Origin of the sequence: Streptomyces sp. NEAU-sy36 (assembly GCF_013423905.1) — a bacterium.
Taxonomy (GTDB): domain Bacteria; phylum Actinomycetota; class Actinomycetes; order Streptomycetales; family Streptomycetaceae; genus Streptomyces; species Streptomyces misionensis.
Genome location: NZ_CP058977.1, coordinates 4,970,905 through 4,989,421 on the forward strand (window position 1 = coordinate 4,970,905; position 18,517 = coordinate 4,989,421).

The 18,517-nt window shown below is 74.2% G+C and carries 1 protein-coding gene; it reads right to left on the bottom strand.

The window, feature by feature from the left end:
• Nucleotides 1-19: 19 nt before the first annotated feature.
• The gene (locus HZZ00_RS22370; RefSeq protein ID WP_180328110.1) at nucleotides 20-18,517 is read right to left on the bottom strand and encodes a type I polyketide synthase; all 18,498 of its coding nucleotides are present in this window, start codon (nucleotides 18,515-18,517) and stop codon (nucleotides 20-22) included.

Below are 18,517 nucleotides of genomic sequence, written 5' to 3' on the forward strand. Positions count from 1 at the left end.
AAAGGTAGAGCGCCAAGAACTAGGAAATTTCTAGATCTTGATCGATCAGGTCGAAGATGTCGTCGACCGTCGCGTCCTGGAGCTGCCGCCGCGACTCGGCCGATTCCGCGGGCTGTTCCTGGGCGGAGTTCACGAGGGCCAGCAGTTCCTGAAGCCGCCTGCGCACCCCGGACCGGACCGTCTCCTCGGCGGCGGTGGCCGTGGAGATGACCGACTCCAGCCGGTCCAGCTCGCTGAACACCGAGATCTCGTCGACCCTCGCGTCGCCGGCGAGTTCGGCGTCGAGGTGGCGGGCGATCGCCTCGGGGGTGGGGTGGTCGAAGACCAGCGTCGCGGGCAGGGTCAGTCCGGTGTCGGCGGTGAGCAGGTTGCGCAGCTCCACCGCGGTGAGGGAGTCGAAGCCGAGGTCCCGGAACGCCAGGTCCGGTTCGACCGCGCCGGGTCCGCTGTGGCCGAGTACGGCTGCCGCGTGCGCGCGCACCGTGTCCACGAGCAGGCGTCGCCGTTCGTCCCCGGGCAGCGCGGCCAGCCTCTCCTTCAAGGCCGACGGTTCCGCGGTCCGCTCCCCGGCATGCTCGGCGGGCTGCCGCGCGAGGGCATCCGCGACCTCGGGGAGATCGCCGAGCAGCGGGCTCGGCCTGCCGAGGGTGAACGGGACGACGAACCGCGCCCAGTCCACGTCCGCCACGGTGAGGGTGCCGTCCCCGCCGCTCAGCGCGCCGTGCAGCGCCCGCAGCGCGCGGTCCGGGCGCAGCGCGGTCAGCCCGCGCCGGCGCAGCCGTTCCTCGTCCCCGGTGTCGGCGACCATGCCGCCCTCGGCCCACGGCCCCCAGGCGATCGAGGTCGCGGCGAGGCCCCGGGCCCGCCGGTGCTGTGCCAGACCGTCGAGGAAGGCGTTCGCGGCCGAGTACGCGGCCTGTCCGCCGCCTCCCCACACCCCGGCGATGGAGGAGAAGAGGACGAAGGCGTCCAACTCCCGTTCACCGAGCAGTTCGTGGAGGTGCGCGGCCCCGAGGGCCTTCGCGCCGACCGTGGCCGCGAAGTCGCCGATGCCCGTCTCGGCGAGCATGCCCGCCTCGGCGGTGCCGGCCGCGTGGACGACGGCGTTCACCGGGTGCTCGTCGAGCAGCGCGGCCAGCGCCGCACGGTCGGCGACGTCACACGCGGCGACGGTCACCCGCACGCCCGCCTGTTCCAGTTCGGCCTTGAGGCCGGCGGCGCCCGGCGCGTCGGGGCCCCGGCGGCTGGTGAGCACCAGGTGCTCCGCACCCGCACCGGCCAGCCAGCGGGCGACGTGCCCGCCCAGCGCGCCCGTACCCCCGGTGACCAGCACCGTGCCGCGCGGCGACCAGGAGCCGTCGCCGCGGTCCGCGGGCAGCCGCGTCAGGCGCCGCGCGAACACGCCGTGGGCGCGGATCGCGATCTGGTCCTCGGCCGACTGGCCGAGCACCGCGGCGAGACGACCGGCGACCCGCTCGTCCACCGTGCCCGGCAGATCGACCAGCCCGCCCCAGCGCGCCGCGTGCTCCAGCGCCGCCACCCGGCCCAGACCCCAGATCTGGCACTGGTACGGCTCCGCCACGTCGTCGGCGGGGTCCACGCCCACCGCGTTCCGGGTGGCGCACCACAGCGGTGCGTCGATGTCCGCGTCGCCGAGTGCCTGGACGAGCAGGACGGTCAGTGCGACGCCGACGGTCAGCCCGGCCGCCGCCGGGGCGGCCTCTGCGTCGACGGCGAGCAGTGACAGGACGCCCGCCACGCTTTCGTCAGCGGCCGCGTCGGCGAGTCGGGCGGCCAGGTCCGCACGGTCCGTGGCCGGCTCGACCGGGACGGGCAGCGTGGTCAGGCCCCGCTCGGTCAGCGCGCGCAGGCACGCGGTGACCCAGTCGTCGCCGAGTCTCCCGGCGCTCACCGGGACCAGCCAAATCCCTTCCCCTCCACGCTCGTTGGACGCGGTGTCGGCCACCGGCTTCCAGGTGATTCCGTAGCGCCAGCCGTCCACGGCGGACCGGTCCCTGCGCTGCCGCCGCCAGGCCGAGAGCCTGGGCACCACCTCGCCGAACGTGTCCCCCGCATCGACGTCCAGCGTCTGCGCGAGGGCCGCCAGGTCCTCACGCTCCACCGTCTCCCAGAACTCCGCCTCCACCGGGTCCACCACGGCGGCCACAGGCTCCGGCGACTCCACCCAGTACCGCTCGTGCTGGAAGGCGTACGTCGGCAGACCGGTCCTGCGCGCGCCCGCGAAGAACACCTCCCAGTCCACCGGCACGCCCCACGTGTGCAGCTGGGCCAGCGCCGTCACCAGCGCCGACCGCTCGGGACGCTCCGCTCGCAGCACCGGCACGGTGACGATGTCCTCCAGGCAGCCCTGCGCCATGCCGCTCAGGACTCCACCGGGACCGACCTCGACAAACGTGGTCACACCGAGGCCGTGCAGCGTCTCGATGCCGTCGGCGAACCGGACCGCCTCACGCACGTGCCGCACCCAGTACTCCGGGCTGTACGACTCGACCAGACCACCCGTGAGATTCGAAACGATGGGAATGCGCGGCTCGTTGAACACCAGCCCGCCGACGACCTCCGCGAACTCCTCCAGCATCGGGTCCATCAACGGCGAATGGAACGCGTGACTGACGTTCAACCGGGACGTCTTACGGCCCTGCCGGGCGAAGTCCTCCGCGACCGCCAGGACCGCCGCCTCGGCCCCGGAGAGCACCACGGACCGGGGCCCGTTGACCGCCGCGACACCGACCCCGCCGGACAAGTGCGGCAGCACTTCCTCTTCGGTGGCCTGTACGGCGACCATCGCACCGCCCGCGGGCAGGGCCTCCATCAGCGCGGCGCGCGCGGAGACCAACCGCACGGCATCATCCAGTGACAACACCCCGGCCACATGCGCCGCCGCGATCTCCCCCACCGAATGACCCGCCACATAATCCGGCCGCACACCCCACGACTCCAGAAGCCGGAACAACGCCACCTCGACCGCGAACAACGCCGGCTGCGCACACCCCGTCCGATGCAGCGACTCGGCATCCACATCCACCGGCACGTCCAGACGAGCACACACCCCGTCATACGCATCGGCGAACACCGGGTACGCCCCGTACAGTTCACGCCCCATACCAAGCCGCTGCGAACCCTGACCCGAGAACAGGAAACCGACCTTGCCCCCCGGCCGGCCCTGGACGACCGTGGGGGACGGCGTTCCGTCGGTCAGGCAGCGCAGCCCGTGGCGGAAGTCGTCCAGGGTCTCGCCGATGACGGCGGCCCGGTGGCGCAGGGCGGTACGCGTGGTGGCCAGCGAGAACCCGGCATCGGCCGGTGCGGTGCCGTCGTCCAGGAAGGCCAGCAGTCGTCGTGCCTGGTCGCGCAGTGCGGTACCGGTCTTGGCGGAGAGCACCCACGGCACGAGGGTCGGGCCGGTGGTGGGCTCCTCGAAGGGGGCCGGCGGTGCCTGTTCGAGGATGGTGTGCGCGTTGGTGCCGCTGACCCCGAAGGACGAGACGGCGGCCCGGCGCGGGTGGTCGGTCTCCGGCCAGTCGACGGCCTCGGTGAGCAGCCGGACGGCACCGGACGACCAGTCCACGTGCGGGGTCGGCTCGTCGGCGTGCAGCGTCCGCGGCAGCACACCGTGCCGCATCGCCATCACCATCTTGATCACACCGGCCACGCCAGCAGCCGCCTGGGCGTGCCCGATGTTCGACTTCAACGAGCCGAGCAGCAGGGGGCGTTCGCGGTCCTGGCCGTAGGTCGCGAGGAGCGCCTGCGCCTCGATCGGGTCGCCGAGCGTCGTACCCGTGCCGTGCGCTTCCACGGCGTCGACCTGGGCGGGAGACAGGCCGGCCGAGGCCAGCGCCTGCCGGATCACCCGCTGCTGCGCGGGACCGTTGGGCGCCGTCAGACCGTTCGACGCACCGTCCTGGTTCACCGCGCTCCCCCGCACGACGGCCAGCACCTCGTGCCCGTTCCTGCGTGCGTCGGACAGCCGCTCCACCAGGAGCATGCCCACGCCCTCCGCCCAGCCCGTACCGTCGGCACCGGCACCGAACGCCTTGCAGCGACCGTCGGGGGCCAGCCCGCGCTGCCGGCTGAACTCCACGAAGGCCCGCGGGGTGGACATGACCATCACGCCGCCGGCCAGGGCCATCGAGCACTCGCCGCCGCGCAGCGCCTGGATCGCCCAGTGCAGGGCCACCAGTGAGGACGAGCAGGCCGTGTCGACGGTGACGGCGGGACCCTCCAGGCCGAAGGTGTAGGCGATGCGGCCCGACATGATGCTCGCGGAGTTGCCCGTGCCGAAGAAGCCCTCGGAGTCGTCGACGGCGTGGAAGGCCCGGGCGGCGTAGTCCTGGTAGCCGGAGCCGACGAAGACACCGGTACGGCTGCCCCGCACCGACTCCGCGTCGATGCCCGCCCGCTCGAACGTCTCCCACGTCGTCTCCAGCAGCAACCGCTGCTGCGGATCCATCGCCACGGCCTCACGCGGACTGATCCCGAAGAAACCCGCGTCGAACTCCCCCGCCTCATAGAGGAATCCGCCTCGGCGGGTGTACGTCTTGCCGGAGGCATCCGGGTCCGGATCGTAGACGCCGTCCACGTCCCAGCCGCGGTCCGCGGGGAAGTCGCCGACCGCGTCGCCGCCGGACACCACCAGCTGCCACAGGTCCTCCGGCGACCGCACCCCACCCGGATACCGGCACGCCATGCCGACGATCGCGATGGGGTCGTCGTCCGCGGCGGGGGTGGTCGCCGTCTCGGGTGTGGTCGTGGCGGTGCGGCCGGTGAGTTCGCTGCGCAATTGCCGTGCCAGCGCGTGGGTGTTGGGGTGGTCGAAGACCAGGGTGGGCGGGAGGGTGAGGCCGGTCGCCGTGTTGAGTCTGTCGCGCAGTTCGACGGCGGTCAGGGAGTCGAAGCCGAGGTCCTTGAAGGCCCGGTCGGCCTCGACCTCGCGGGCGCCGCTGTGGCCGAGGACGGCCGCCGCGTGGGTGCGGACGAGGTCGACCAGCAGCGCGTGCTGTTCGGTCTCGGGCCTTCCCGCGAGGCGGTCGGCCATGGGTGAGGCGGCGGCCGGGCCGGGTTCGTCGGGGGTACGGGTCGGTGCGGCCTCCGGGAGGTCGCCGAGCAGGGCGCTGGGCCGGACCACGGTGAAGGGGGGCAGGAAGCGTTCCCAGTCGACGTCGGCCACGGTGGTGGTCGCCGCGCCGGAGTCCAGCGCCTGCCGGAGGCCGGCCACGGCGAGCGCGGCGGGCATCGGGAGCAGGCCGCGGCGGCGCAGTCGTTCGTCGGCGCCGTCGCCCTCGGCCATGCCGCCGCCGGCCCACGGGCCCCAGGCCACGGCGGTCGCCGGCAGGCCCTGGGCGCGGCGGTGTTCGGCGAGCCCGTCGAGGAGGGCGTTGGCCGCGGCGTAGGCGGCTTGGTGGCCGCTGCCCCACACTCCGGCGATGGAGGAGAAGAGGACGAAGGCGTCCAACTCCCGCCCGGCCAGCAGTTCGTGGAGGTGGAGGGCGCCGGCCGCCTTGGCGGACAGCACGTCGGCGAAGGCGCCTGGGGTCATGGTGTCCAGCGGCTCCAGGTGGTCCACGCCCGCCGTGTGGAAGACGGCGTCGACCGGGTGCTCGGCGAGCAGCGCGGCCAGCGCCGCACGGTCGGCGACGTCACAGGCGGCCACGGTGACCCGGGCCCCCGTCCCCTCCAGTTCCGCGACCAGCTCCGTCGCGCCCGGCGCGTCGAGGCCCCGGCGGCTGGTGAGCACCAGGTGCTCCGCGCCCGCACCGGCCAGCCAGCGGGCGACATGCCCGCCCAGCGCGCCCGTACCCCCGGTGACCAGCACCGTGCCGCGCGGGGACCACGAACGGTCGCTCCGCGGGTCCCGGCGGGCGGGGGCGTGGGAGAGCCTGCGGCCGAAGACGCCGTGGGCGCGGATCGCGACCTGGTCCTCGGCCGACTGGGCGAGCACCGCGGCGAGACGACCGGCGACCCGCTCGTCCACCGTGCCCGGCAGATCGACCAGCCCGCCCCAGCGCGCCGCGTGCTCCAGCGCCGCCACCCGGCCCAGACCCCAGACGGCGTGCTGGACGGCGCTGGGCACGGCATCCGCGCGGCCGGTGGTCACGGCGGTGCGGGTCAGCGTCCAGAGCGGGGCGTCGATTCCCGCGTCGCCCAGGGCCTGGACGAGCGCGAGGGTCAGCGCGGTGCCGACGGAGAGGGCCGGGTGGGCGGCGTGGGGCCGCTCGTCGGTGCCGAGCAGGGAGATCACTCCGTCGACCGGGGTCTCGTGTACGGCGTCGCCGAGCAGGCGCGGCAGCGTGTCACGGTCGGCGGCCGGGTCGACCGCCAGCCGGATCAGCCGGGCCCCGCGCGCGGCGAGCCCGTCGGCGACGGCGGTGGCCCACTCGACGTCCGAGGGGCCCGCGTCCGTCGGGCGACCCCCGGTGGCCGCGGCCTCCTCGGTGGCCGAAGGGGCCTCGGTGGCCGAGGCGTTTTCGGGGGCCAGGAGCAGCCAGTGGCCCGTCAGTTCGCGCGTCCGCAGGCCGTCGAGCGGTTGCCAGCCGGTGCGGTAGGTCCAGCCCTGGACGGCGGAGTCCCGGCGCCGCTGCCGGCGCCAGGCGGACAGCCGGGGCAGTACCGCGTCCAGCTGTTCGGCGGGCAGGTCGAGGGTGGTGGCGAGGGACTGGGCGTCCTCGCGTTCCACCGTCTCCCAGAATCCGGCTTCGGCGGGGTCGGTGTCCGTGGCGGTGGCCGTGGGCGCGGTGGTCCGCAGCCAGTACCGCTGGTGCTGGAAGGCGTAGGTGGGCAGGTGGGTGCGCCGGGCGCCGCGGCCGGTGAAGAACGCCTGCCAGTCGACAGGGATCCCGTGCGTGTGCAGCCGGGCGACGGCGCCGGTGATCGCCTCCGGCTCGGGGCGGCCGGTCCGGGTGGAGGCGATGGTGACCGCGCCGTCCAGGCAGCCCTGGGTCATGGCGCTGAGCACCGTGCCGGGGCCGGTCTCCACGAACGTGGTCACGCCCAGCTCGCCCAGGGTCCGGATGCCGTCGGCGAAGCGCACGGCCTCGCGGACGTGCCGGACCCAGTAGTCCGCCGTGTACGTGCCGACGAGTTCGCCGGTGAGGTTGGAGACGACCGGTGTCCGGAGGGTGTCGAAGCGCAGCCCGCCGACGACGCGGGCGAACTCCTCCAGCATCGGGTCCATCAGCGGTGAGTGGAAGGCGTGGCTGACGTTCAACCGCGACGTCTTGCGGCCCTGTCGGGCGAAGCCCTCCGCGATCGCCAGAACCGCCGCCTCGGCTCCGGAGAGCACCACCGAGGAGGGGCCGTTGACGGCGGCGACGGTCACCCCCTCGGTGAGGTGGGGCAGCACTTCCGTCTCGGTGGCCTGTACGGCGACCATCGCACCGCCCGCGGGCAGGGCCTGCATCAGCGCGGCGCGGGCCGTCACCAGGGTGGCGGCGTCCTCCGGCGACAGGGCGCCGGACACGTGCGCGGCCGAGATCTCGCCCACGGAGTGCCCGGCCAGGTAGTCCGGTCGTACGCCCCAGGACTCCAGCAGCCGGTGGACGGCGACCTCGTGCGCGAACAGCGCGGGCTGGGTGAAGGCGGTGCGGTTCAGGTCGGCGCCGTCCTCGTGGTCGTGCTCGCCGAACGCCACGTCCCGCAGCGGCCGGTCGAGGTGCCGGTCGAGGTGGGCGCACATCTCGTCGTACGCCTCGGCGAAGACGGGGAACGCCGCGTACAACTCGCGGCCCATTCCGATGCGTTGTGAGCCCTGTCCGGGGAACAGGAAGCCGACCTGGCCGGTGTCGGCGCGGCCGAGGACGACTTCGGGGGCCGGCGCTCCCGAGGCCAGGGCGCGCAGGCCCGCGGTGATCCGGTCGCGGTCGGCGCCGAGCACGGCGGCACGGTGCTCCAGGGCGGTCCGGGTGGTGGCCAGCGAGAAGCCGATGTCGGTGAGGGACGGTCCGGTGCCGTCGGCGGCCAGGGACAGCAGGCGTTCGGCCTGGGCGCGCAGTGCCGCCTCGGTGTTGCCGGACAGCACCCACGGCACGGTGGCGGAGGCGACCTCGACCGGGGCGACGGCGGTCGGTTCGGCCACCGGCGCCTGCTCGATGATCGTGTGCGCGTTGGTGCCGCTGACTCCGAAGGAGGACACGGCGGCCCGGCGCGGGCGGCCGGTCTCCGGCCAGTCGACGGCCTCGGTCAGCAGCCGTACCGCGCCCGCCGACCAGTCCACGTGCGGCGTCGGCTCGTCGGCGTGCAGGGTCCGCGGCAGCACACCGTGCCGCATCGCCAGCACCATCTTGATCACCCCGGCGACGCCGGAAGCCGCTTGGGCGTGGCCGATGTTGGACTTGAGCGAGCCCAGCCACAGCGGCCGGTCCACGGGCCGCTCCCGCCCGTACGTGGCGAGCAGGGCCTGCGCCTCGATCGGGTCGCCCAGCGTCGTGCCCGTGCCGTGTGCCTCCACCGCGTCGACGTCGGTCTCGGCGAGTCCGGCGGAGGCGAGGGCCTGGCGGATCACGCGCTGCTGTGCGGGGCCGTTGGGCGCGGTCAGACCGTTGGACGCGCCGTCCTGGTTCACCGCGCTGCCCCGCACGACGGCCAGCACCTCGTGCCCGTTGCGCACGGCGTCGGACAGCCGCTCCACCAGCACCACCCCGGCGCCCTCCGCCCAGCCGGTGCCGTCCGCGCCGGCGCCGAACGCCTTGCAGCGGCCGTCGGCGGACAGTCCGCGCTGCCTGCTGAACTCGACGAACGCGGCGGGTACGGCCATGACGTTCACCCCGCCCGCGACGGCCATGGTGCTTTCGCCGCCCCGCAGCGACTGGACGGCCAGGTGCAGGGCGACCAGCGACGACGAGCACGCCGTGTCGACGGTGACCGCCGGGCCCTCCAGGCCGAACGTGTAGGCCACCCGCCCGGAGACGACGCTCGCGGCGCTGCCGGTGAGCAGATGTCCCTCGACTCCCTCGGGGACCTGCGCGAGGCCCGCGCCGTAGCCCTGGTAGGACATGCCGACGAACACGCCGGTGCGGCTGCCGCGCATGGCGGCCGGGTCGATACCGGCCCGCTCGAACGCCTCCCACGTGGTCTCCAGCAGCAGCCGCTGCTGGGGGTCCATGGCGAGCGCCTCGCGCGGGGAGATCCCGAACAGTGCCGCGTCGAAGTCGCCCGCGTCGTGCAGGAATCCGCCGCCGCGCGCGTACGTCCTGCCGGGGGTGCCCGGGTCGGGGTCGTAGAGGTTCTCGACGTCCCAGCCGCGGTCCTCGGGGAAGGCGGTGATGGCGTCGCCGCCGGACGTGACGAGCCGCCACAGGTCCTCGGGGGTGTCCACGCCGCCGGGGAGGCGGCAGCTCATGGCGACGATCGCGATGGGCTCGTCGTCGGCGGCGGCCGTGCGCGGCTCCGGTCCCGCGGTGCCCTGCGCGCCGAGGAGTTCGACGCGCAGGAACCGGGCGAGGGCGGTGGCGTTCGGGTGGTCGAAGACCAGGGTGGTGGGCAGTTTCAGGCCGGTGTCGGCGGTGAGTTTGTTGCGTAGTTCGACGGCGGTGAGCGAGTCGAAGCCGAGGTCGTTGAAGGCCCTGCCGGGCTCCACCGCGGCCGGTCCGTCGTGGCCGAGGACCGCGGCGGCCTGCGTGCGGACCAGGTCGACCAGCGTGCGGTCCTGCTCGCTCGCCGGCAGCCCGGTCAGCCGCGCGGCGAGCGCGTTGCCGGCCCGCGCGCCGTCCGTGCCCGGGGCCGCGAGGGCGCGGCGCGCCTCGGGCACGTCCGCGAACAGGGCGCTGGGCCGGGTGACGGTGAACGGGCCGATGAACCGTTCCCACTCGAAGTCGGCGACGGTGAGCGTGGTCTCGTCGTCGGCGAGCGCCTGCCGGAGCGCGGACAGCGCGAGGGCGGGTCGCATCGGTGGCAGGCCGCGGCGGCGCAGCATCTCCTCGCCGTCGCCGACCCGCGCCATGCCGCCCTCGGCCCAGCCGCCCCAGGCGACGGCGAGCGCGGTGTGTCCGTGCGCCCGCCGGTGCTCGGCGAGGGCGTCCAGGTAGGCGTTGGCCGCCGCGTAGGCGGACTGTCCGGCACCGCCCCAGACGCCGGCGCCGGAGGAGAACAGGACGAACGCGTCGAGTTCCCGGCCGGCGAGCAGTTCGTCCAGGTGCGCGGCGCCCGCGGCCTTGGCCGCGATCGTGCCCGCGAACCCGGCCGGGTCGCAGTCCTCGATCATGGTGTGGTCGCCGACGCCCGCGGCGTGGACGACGGCGTTCACCGGGTGTTCGGCGAGCAGCGCGGCCAGCGCGGCACGGTCGGCGACGTCACACGCGGCGACGGTGACCCGCACGCCCGCCTGTTCCAGTTCCGCGACCAGCTCGGTCGCGCCCGGCGCGTCGAGGCCCCGGCGGCTGGTGAGCACCAGGTGCTCCGCACCCGCACCGGCCAGCCAGCGGGCGACATGCCCGCCCAGCGCACCCGTACCCCCGGTGACCAGCACCGTGCCGCGCGGCGACCACCCCTGGGCGGGGCCGGCGGCACGGGCGGCCCGGACGAGCCGGCGCCCGTGGACGCCCGAGGCGCGGACCGCCACCTGGTCCTCGGTCGCCTGCCCCAGGACGGCGGCCAGCCGGGCGGCGGCTCGGTCGTCCAGCCGGTCGGGGAGGTCGAGCAATCCGCCCCAGCGGCGCGGGAGTTCGAGCGCGGCCGCCCGGCCGAAGCCCCACAGCTGGGCCTGCCGGGGGCGGTCCACGCGGTCGGAGCGGCCGGTGGCCACCGCGCCGCGCGTGGCGCACCACAGCGGCGCCTCGACGCCCGCGTCACCGAGCGCCTGCACCAGGCAGAGGGTCCCGGCGAGGCCGTACGAGAGGCCGGGGTGCCCGGTCGGGGTGCTGTCGGCCTCGGCGAGCAGGGACAGTACGCCCGCCACCGGGCCGGCGTCGGCCAGCTCGCGGGCGAGGGTGGCGCGGTCGGTGCCGGGCCCGGCGACGAGCGTCACCAGGTCCAGGCCGTGCTCGCCGAGCGCGGTACGGACCGAGTCGGTCCACTCGCTGTCCTCAGCCACGACGAGCAGCCAGGTACCGGACGCGCCCGGCCCCGGGAGCGCGCCAAGCGGCTTCCAGGTGACGCGGTAGCGCCAGCCGTCCACTTCGGACTGCTCGCGGCGCTGTCTGCGCCACGCGGACAGCCTGGGCAGGAGCGCACTCAGCGAGGCGTCCGCGCTGACGCCCAGGGTCGCGGCGAGGGACTGCGCGTCCTCGCGCTCCACACTGTCCCAGAAACCGGAGTCCGCCGCGTCCGCCGGGGTGCCGACGGCGGCCGGGTCCTCGTCCCCCTCCAGCCAGAACCGCTCCCGCTGGAAGGCGTAGGTGGGCAGGGGAACCCGGCGGGCGCCGGGGAACAACGCCCGCCAGTCCGGGGAGAGACCGTGCACGTGCAGCTCGGCGAGCGCGCCGAGCAGGGCCTGCGGTTCCGGGCGGTCGCCGCGCAGGGCGGGCACGGTGACGACGTCCTCCAGGCAGCCCTGCGCCATGCCGCTCAGGACTCCACCGGGACCGACCTCGACGAACGTGGTCACACCGAGGCCGTGCAGCGTCTCGATGCCGTCGGCGAAACGCACCGCCTCACGCACGTGCCGCACCCAGTACTCCGGGCTGTACGACTCGACCAGACCACCCGTGAGATTCGAAACGATGGGAATGCGCGGCTCGTTGAACACCAGCCCGCCGACGACCTCCGCGAACTCCTCCAGCATCGGGTCCATCAACGGCGAATGGAACGCGTGACTGACGTTCAACCGGGACGTCTTACGGCCCTGCCGGGCGAAGTCCTCCGCGACCGCCAGGACCGCCGCCTCGGCCCCGGAGAGCACCACGGACCGGGGCCCGTTGACCGCCGCGACACCGACCCCGCCGGACAAGTGCGGCAGCACTTCCTCTTCGGTGGCCTGTACGGCGACCATCGCACCGCCGCCGGGAAGCGCCTCCATCAGCGCGGCACGCGCCGACACCAACCGCACGGCATCATCCAGTGACAACACCCCGGCCACATGCGCCGCCGCGATCTCCCCCACCGAATGACCCGCCACATAATCCGGCCGCACACCCCACGACTCCAGAAGCCGGAACAACGCCACCTCGACCGCGAACAACGCCGGCTGCGCACACCCCGTCCGATGCAGCGACTCGGCATCCACATCCACCGGGACGTCCAGACGCGCACACACGCCGTCATACGCATCGGCGAACACCGGGTACGCCGCGTACAGTTCACGCCCCATACCAAGCCGCTGCGAACCCTGACCCGAGAACAGGAAACCCACCCTTCCCCCGGCACGGGCGCGGCCCGACGTCACGTTCGCGGCCGGTTCGCCGGTGGCGAGGGCGGTGAGTGCCTGCCGGAGTTCGCCGTGATTCCGCGCGACGACGACCGCGCGGTTCTCGAACGTCTCGCGGGCGGCCAGGGAGAGACCGATGTCGGAGGCCGTCCAGTCGTCGTGCGCGTCGAGGTGGCCGGCGAGCCGGGCCGCCTGGGCGCGCAGCGCCGGTTCGCCCTTGCCCGACAGCACCCATGGCACGAGGTCCGCGGAGTCGGGTGTCGGGGCAGGCTCGGCCGCGGGGGGCGCCTGTTCGACGATGGTGTGCGCGTTGGTGCCGCTGACCCCGAAGGACGAGATCGCGGCGCGGCGCGGGCGGTCCGACGTGGGCCACTCCTCGGCCTCGGTGAGCAGGCGGACGGCACCGGACGACCAGTCCACGTGCGGCGACGGCTCGTCCGCGTGCAGCGTCCGCGGCAGCACACCGTGCCGCATCGCCATCACCATCTTGATCACACCGGCCACGCCCGCGGCCGCCTGCGTGTGGCCGATGTTGGACTTCAACGAGCCGAGCAGCAGAGGGCGTTCGCGGTCCTGGCCGTAGGTGGCGAGGAGCGCCTGCGCCTCGATCGGGTCGCCCAGAGTCGTACCCGTACCATGCGCCTCCACGGCATCCACATCACTCGGGGCCAGCCCGGCCGAATCCAGCGCCTGCCGGATCACCCGCTGCTGCGCGGGGCCGTTGGGCGCCGTCAGACCGTTCGACGCACCGTCCTGGTTCACGGCACTGCCCCGCACGACGGCCAGTACCTCGTGCCCGTTGCGCACGGCGTCGGAGAGGCGCTCCACGAGAAGCACGCCGACGCCCTCGGACCAGCCGGTGCCGTCCGCGCCCGCGCCGAACGCCCGGCACCGGCCGTCGGGCGACAGGCCGCGCTGCCGGCTGAACTCCACGAAGACGTTGGGGCTCGCCATGACGGTGACGCCGCCGGCCAGGGCCATCGTGCACTCGCCGCCGCGCAGCGACTGCACGGCCAGGTGGAGGGCCACCAGGGAGGACGAGCAGGCGGTGTCGATCGTGACGGCGGGGCCTTCCAGTCCGAAGGTGTAGGCCACCCGGCCGGAGACGACGCTGGACGCGCCGCCGACGAGCCGGTGTCCCTCGACGCCTTCGGGGGTGTGGCGTACGTCGGCGCCGTAGCCCTGGTGGGCCATGCCGACGAAGACGCCGGTGCGGCTGCCGCGCAGCTGTGCGAGGCCGAGGCCGGCCCGTTCGAAGGCTTCCCAGGAGGTCTCCAGCAGGAGGCGCTGCTGCGGGTCCATGGCCAGCGCCTCGCGCGGCGAGATCCCGAAGAAGTCCGCGTCGAAGTCGGTGGCGTCGTACAGGAAGCCGCCGTCGCGGGCGTACGTCTTGCCGGGGCGCTCGGGGTCGGGGTCGTAGAGCCCGTCGACGTCCCAGCCGCGGTTCGCGGGGAATTCCGAGATGGCGTCGCCGCCGGAGAGCACCAGGTCCCACAGGGCCTCGGGCGAGTCGATGCCGCCGGGCAGGTGGCAGCTCATGGCGACGATGGCGATGGGCTCGTCGGTGGCGGCCGTGTGCCGCTCCTGCGCCGCGGCGGGCCGGGTGCCGAGCAGTTCGCTCTGGAGGAAGCGCGCGAGCGCGGTGGCGTTGGGGTGGTCGAAGACCAGCGTGGCGGGCAGGCTGAGGCCGGTCGCCGTGTTGACCTCGTTGCGGAGTTCGACGGCGGTCAGGGAGTCGAAGCCGAGGTCCTTGAAGGCCCGGTCGGGCTCGATCTCCGCCGCCGAGGAGTGGCCGAGGACGGCCGCGACGTGTGCGCGGACCAGGTCGGTCAGGGTCCGCACGCGTTCGGGCTCCGGCAGTCCGGCGAGCCGGTCCGCCAGGGGCGCGGCGCCGGTGGCGGTGCCGGCCGGTGCGGCGGTGCGGGCGCCGAGCACCTCGGGCAGCTCGGACAGCAGGGCGCTCGGGCGGGCGAGGGTGAAGGGCCCGATGAACCGTGCCCAGTCGATGTCGGCGACGACGACGGCGGTGTCGTCGCCGTCCAGGGTGCGTTGGACGGCGGTCACGGCGAGCGCGGCGGGCAGGGTGAGGACTCCGCGGCGGCGCAGTTGCTCCTCGTCGGTGCCGGTGACCATGCCGCCGTCGGCCCAGGGGCCCCAGGCGATCGCGGTGGCGGTCAGGCCCCGGGCCCGGCGTCGGGCGGCGAGCCCGTCGAGGAAGGCGTTGCCGGCGGCGTAGGCGGTCTGTTGTCCGCTCCCCCAGACGCCGGCGATCGAGGAGAAGAGGACGAAGGCGTCCAGTTCGCGGTCGCCGAGCAGTTCGTCCAGGTGTGCGGCGCCGCGGGCCTTCGCCGCGACGGTGCGGGCGAAGTCGTCCGGCGTCAACTCGTCGAAGGGGCCGAACTGTTCCACGCCCGCCGCGTGGAAGACGGAGGTGAAGGCATGCTCGGCGAGCAGCGCCGCCACCGCGTCGCGGTCGGCGACGTCGCACGCGGTAAGGGTGACGCGTGCGCCCAGTTCCTCCAGTTCGGCCTTCAGGGCGGTCGCTCCGGGTGCGTCGGCGCCACGGCGGCTGGTGAGCACCAGGTGCTCGGCTCCCGCTCCGGCGAGCCAGCGGGCGAGGTGCCCGCCGAGCGCGCCCGTTCCGCCGGTGATCAGGACGGTGCCGCGCGGCGCCCACGGCCGGGCGGTCGCGGTACCGCTGGGGGCGTGGGCGAGCCGGGCGGTGAACACGCCGGTGGCGCGGACGGCGACCTGGTCCTCCCGGCCGTGGGGCGTGCCGGTTCCCTGGGCCAGTACGGCGGCGAGGCGCCCGGCGGCCCGCTCGTCGACGGCGGCGGGCAGGTCGATCAGGCCGCCCCAGCGCGCCGTGTGCTCCAGGGCCAGGGCGCGGCCCAGGCCCCACACCTGGTGCTGGACCGCGCTGAGCGGTGCGTCGTCGACACGGCCGGTGGCGGCGGCGCCACGGGTGACGCACCACAGTGGGGCCTCGACGCCCGTGTCGCCCAGCGCCTGCGCCAGGGCGACGGTCAGCGCGAGTCCCCGGGCGAGCGCGGGGTGCCCGGGCGAGGCGGTCTCGTCGGTCGCGAGCAGGGACAGGATCCCGTCCGGCGCGCCTGCCCCGGCCAGGGCCCCGGTCAGCTCCCCGGCCAGGGTGGCACGGTCGGCGTCGGCGGCGACGGGCAGCGGGACCAGGTGCGCGCCGCGTCCGGCGAGGGCAGCGCGGACCGACTGCGCCCACTCGTCGTCCTCGGGCGCCGCGAACAGCCATGTGCGGCCGGAGAGGTCGCCGTCGGACAGGCCGTTCAGCGGCTGCCAGACCACCCGGTAGCGCCGGTCGTCCACCGCGGACTGCTCGCGCCGTCGGCGCCGCCAGGCGGACAACTTCGGTATGACGACGTTCAGTTCGTCGGGGCTCAGCTCCAGTGTCGCGGCGAGGGACTGGGCGTCCTCGCGCTCGACGCTCGCCCAGAACCCGGCGTCGACCGCGTCCACGGCGGCCGTCTCTGCCTCGGGCGCCTCCAGCCAGTAGCGCTGCTGCTGGAAGGCGTAGGTGGGCAGGTCGACGCGGCGGGCGCCGGGAAAGAAGGCGTGCCAGTCCACTTCGGTGCCGTGGACGTGCAGTTCGGCGAGCGCGGTGACGACGGCCTGCGGCTCGGAACGCCCGGCGCGCAGCACGGGGATGGTGACGATGTCGTCCACGCAGCCCTGCGCCATCCCGCTGAGCACACTGCCCGGCCCGACCTCCACGAAGGTCCTCACACCCAGCTCGTGCAGGGTCCGGACACCATCGGCGAACCGGACCGCCTCACGGACGTGCCGCACCCAGTACTCCGGGGTATACGACTCCACCAAGCGGCCGGTGAGGTTCGAAACGACCGGAATCTGCGGCTCGTTGAAGGACAGGCCCCGGACGACCTGCCCGAACTCCTCCAGCATCGGTTCCATCAGCGGGGAATGGAACGCGTGGCTGACCTGCAACCGGGATGTCTTGCGGCCCTGCTCCCGGAAAACTTCGGCGACCGCCAGAACGGCACCCTCGACACCGGAAACCACAACGGACTGCGGCCCGTTGACCGCCGCAACACCCACTTCACCGGTCAGGTACGGCAGTACTTCGTCCTCGGACGCCTGCACCGCCACCATCGCCCCACCCGCAGGCAACGCCTGCATGAGACGAGCCCGCGCGGACACCAGCTTCGCAGCGTCCTCCAGCGACAGCACACCCGCCACATGCGCGGCCGCAATCTCGCCGACGGAATGACCGGCCACGTAATCCGGCCGCACACCCCAGGATTCGAGCAGCCGGAACAGGGCGACTTCGACGGCGAACAACGCGGGCTGCGTCGAACCCGTCCGGTTCAACTCCTCCGAATCGACATCGACCGGCGCCTCCAGCAGCGCACACACCTCGTCGTACGCCGCCGCGAACACCGGATACGCGGCATACAACTCACGCCCCATCCCCAGCCGTTGCGACCCCTGCCCCGAGAACAGGAAGCCGGTGCGGTCGTCGAGGCGGGCCGTGTTCTGGAAGACGGCGGCGGACGGGGTTCCGTTCACCAGCGCCCGCAACCCCTCGGTGAGTTCGGCGACGCTCGTGCCGACGACGGCCGCGCGGCGGTCCCAGGCGGTGCGGGTGGTGGCGAGGGAGAGGCCGATGTCGGCCGGTCCGCTGTCGCGGCCGCCGTCCAGGAAGGAGAGCAGGCGCTCGGCCTGGGCGCGCAGCGCCGTCTCGGTCTTCGCCGACAGCACCCACGGCAGCGCGACGGCGGCGGCCGGGGGGACCGCCGGCTCGGCTGCGGGCTCCTCGTCGGGGGCCGGGGCCTGTTCGATGATGGTGTGCGCGTTGGTGCCGCTGACGCCGAAGGACGAGACGGCGGCGCGGCGCGGGTGGTCCGTCCCGGGCCAGTCGACGGCCTCGGTGAGCAGCTTGACGCCGCCCGCCGACCAGTCGACCTGGGCGGTCGGCTCGGTCACGTGCAGCGTGCGCGGCAGCACGCCGTTGCGGATGGCCATGACCATCTTGATCACACCGGCGACACCGGAGGCCGCCTGGGTGTGGCCGATGTTGGACTTGACGGAGCCCAGCCACAGCGGCCGGTCCGCCGGGTGCTCGCGGCCGTAGGTGGCGAGCAGCGCCTCGGCCTCGATCGGGTCGCCGAGGGTGGTGGCCGTGCCGTGCGCCTCTACCGCGTCGATCTGGGAGGCGGTCAGGCGCGCGTTCTCCAGTGCCTGCCGGATGACGCGCTCCTGCGAGGGGCCGTTCGGGGCCGTGAGGCCGTTGGAGGCGCCGTCCTGGTTGACCGCGCTGCCGCGGACGACCGCCAGCACCTGGTGACCGTTGCGGCGGGCGTCGGACAGCCGTTCCAGCAGGAGCACACCGACGCCTTCGGACATGCCCGTGCCGTCGGCGGTCGAGGAGAAGGCGCGGCAGCGGCCGTCGGGTGACAGGCCGCGCTGCGCGCTGAACGCGATGAAGGTGTGGGGCGTGGCCATCACGGTCACACCGCCGGTCAGGGCGAGCGTGCACTCGCCGTTGCGCAGCGCCTGGGCGGCCAGGTGGAGCGCGACCAGCGAGGACGAGCAGGCCGTGTCGACGGTGACCGCCGGTCCTTCCAGGCCGAGGGCGTAGGAGACCCGGCCGGACACGACGGCGGCGGTGTTCGCGGTGACGAGGTGGGCCTCGATGTCGCTGTCGCCCTGCCGCTGGAGGTAGGCGTGGTCCTGGCCGTTGGTGCCGATGAACACGCCGGCCCGGGTGCCGCGCGCGGTGGTGGGGTCGATGCCCGCGCGTTCGAAGGCCTCCCAGGAGGTCTGCAGGAGCAGCCGCTGCTGCGGGTCCATGACGAGGGCCTCGCGGGGCGAGATCCCGAAGAACGCCGGGTCGAACTCGGCGGCCCCGTCGAGGAATCCGCCCTGGCGGACGTAGGTGCGGCCGGTCCGGCCGGGCTCGGGGTCGTAGAGGGTGTCCAGGTCCCAGCCGCGGTCGGCGGGGAACTCGGACACGCCGTCGCCGCCCTCGGCGACCAGTCGCCACAGGTCCTCGGGCGAGCCGACCCCGCCCGGGTAGCGGCAGGCCATCCCGACGATGGCGATGGGCTCGGTGTCCTTCGCCTCCAGCTCACCCAGCTGCCTGCGGGTCTGGCGCAGGTCCACCATCACGCGCTTGAGGTAGTCCCGGAGTTTGTCGTCGTTCGACAT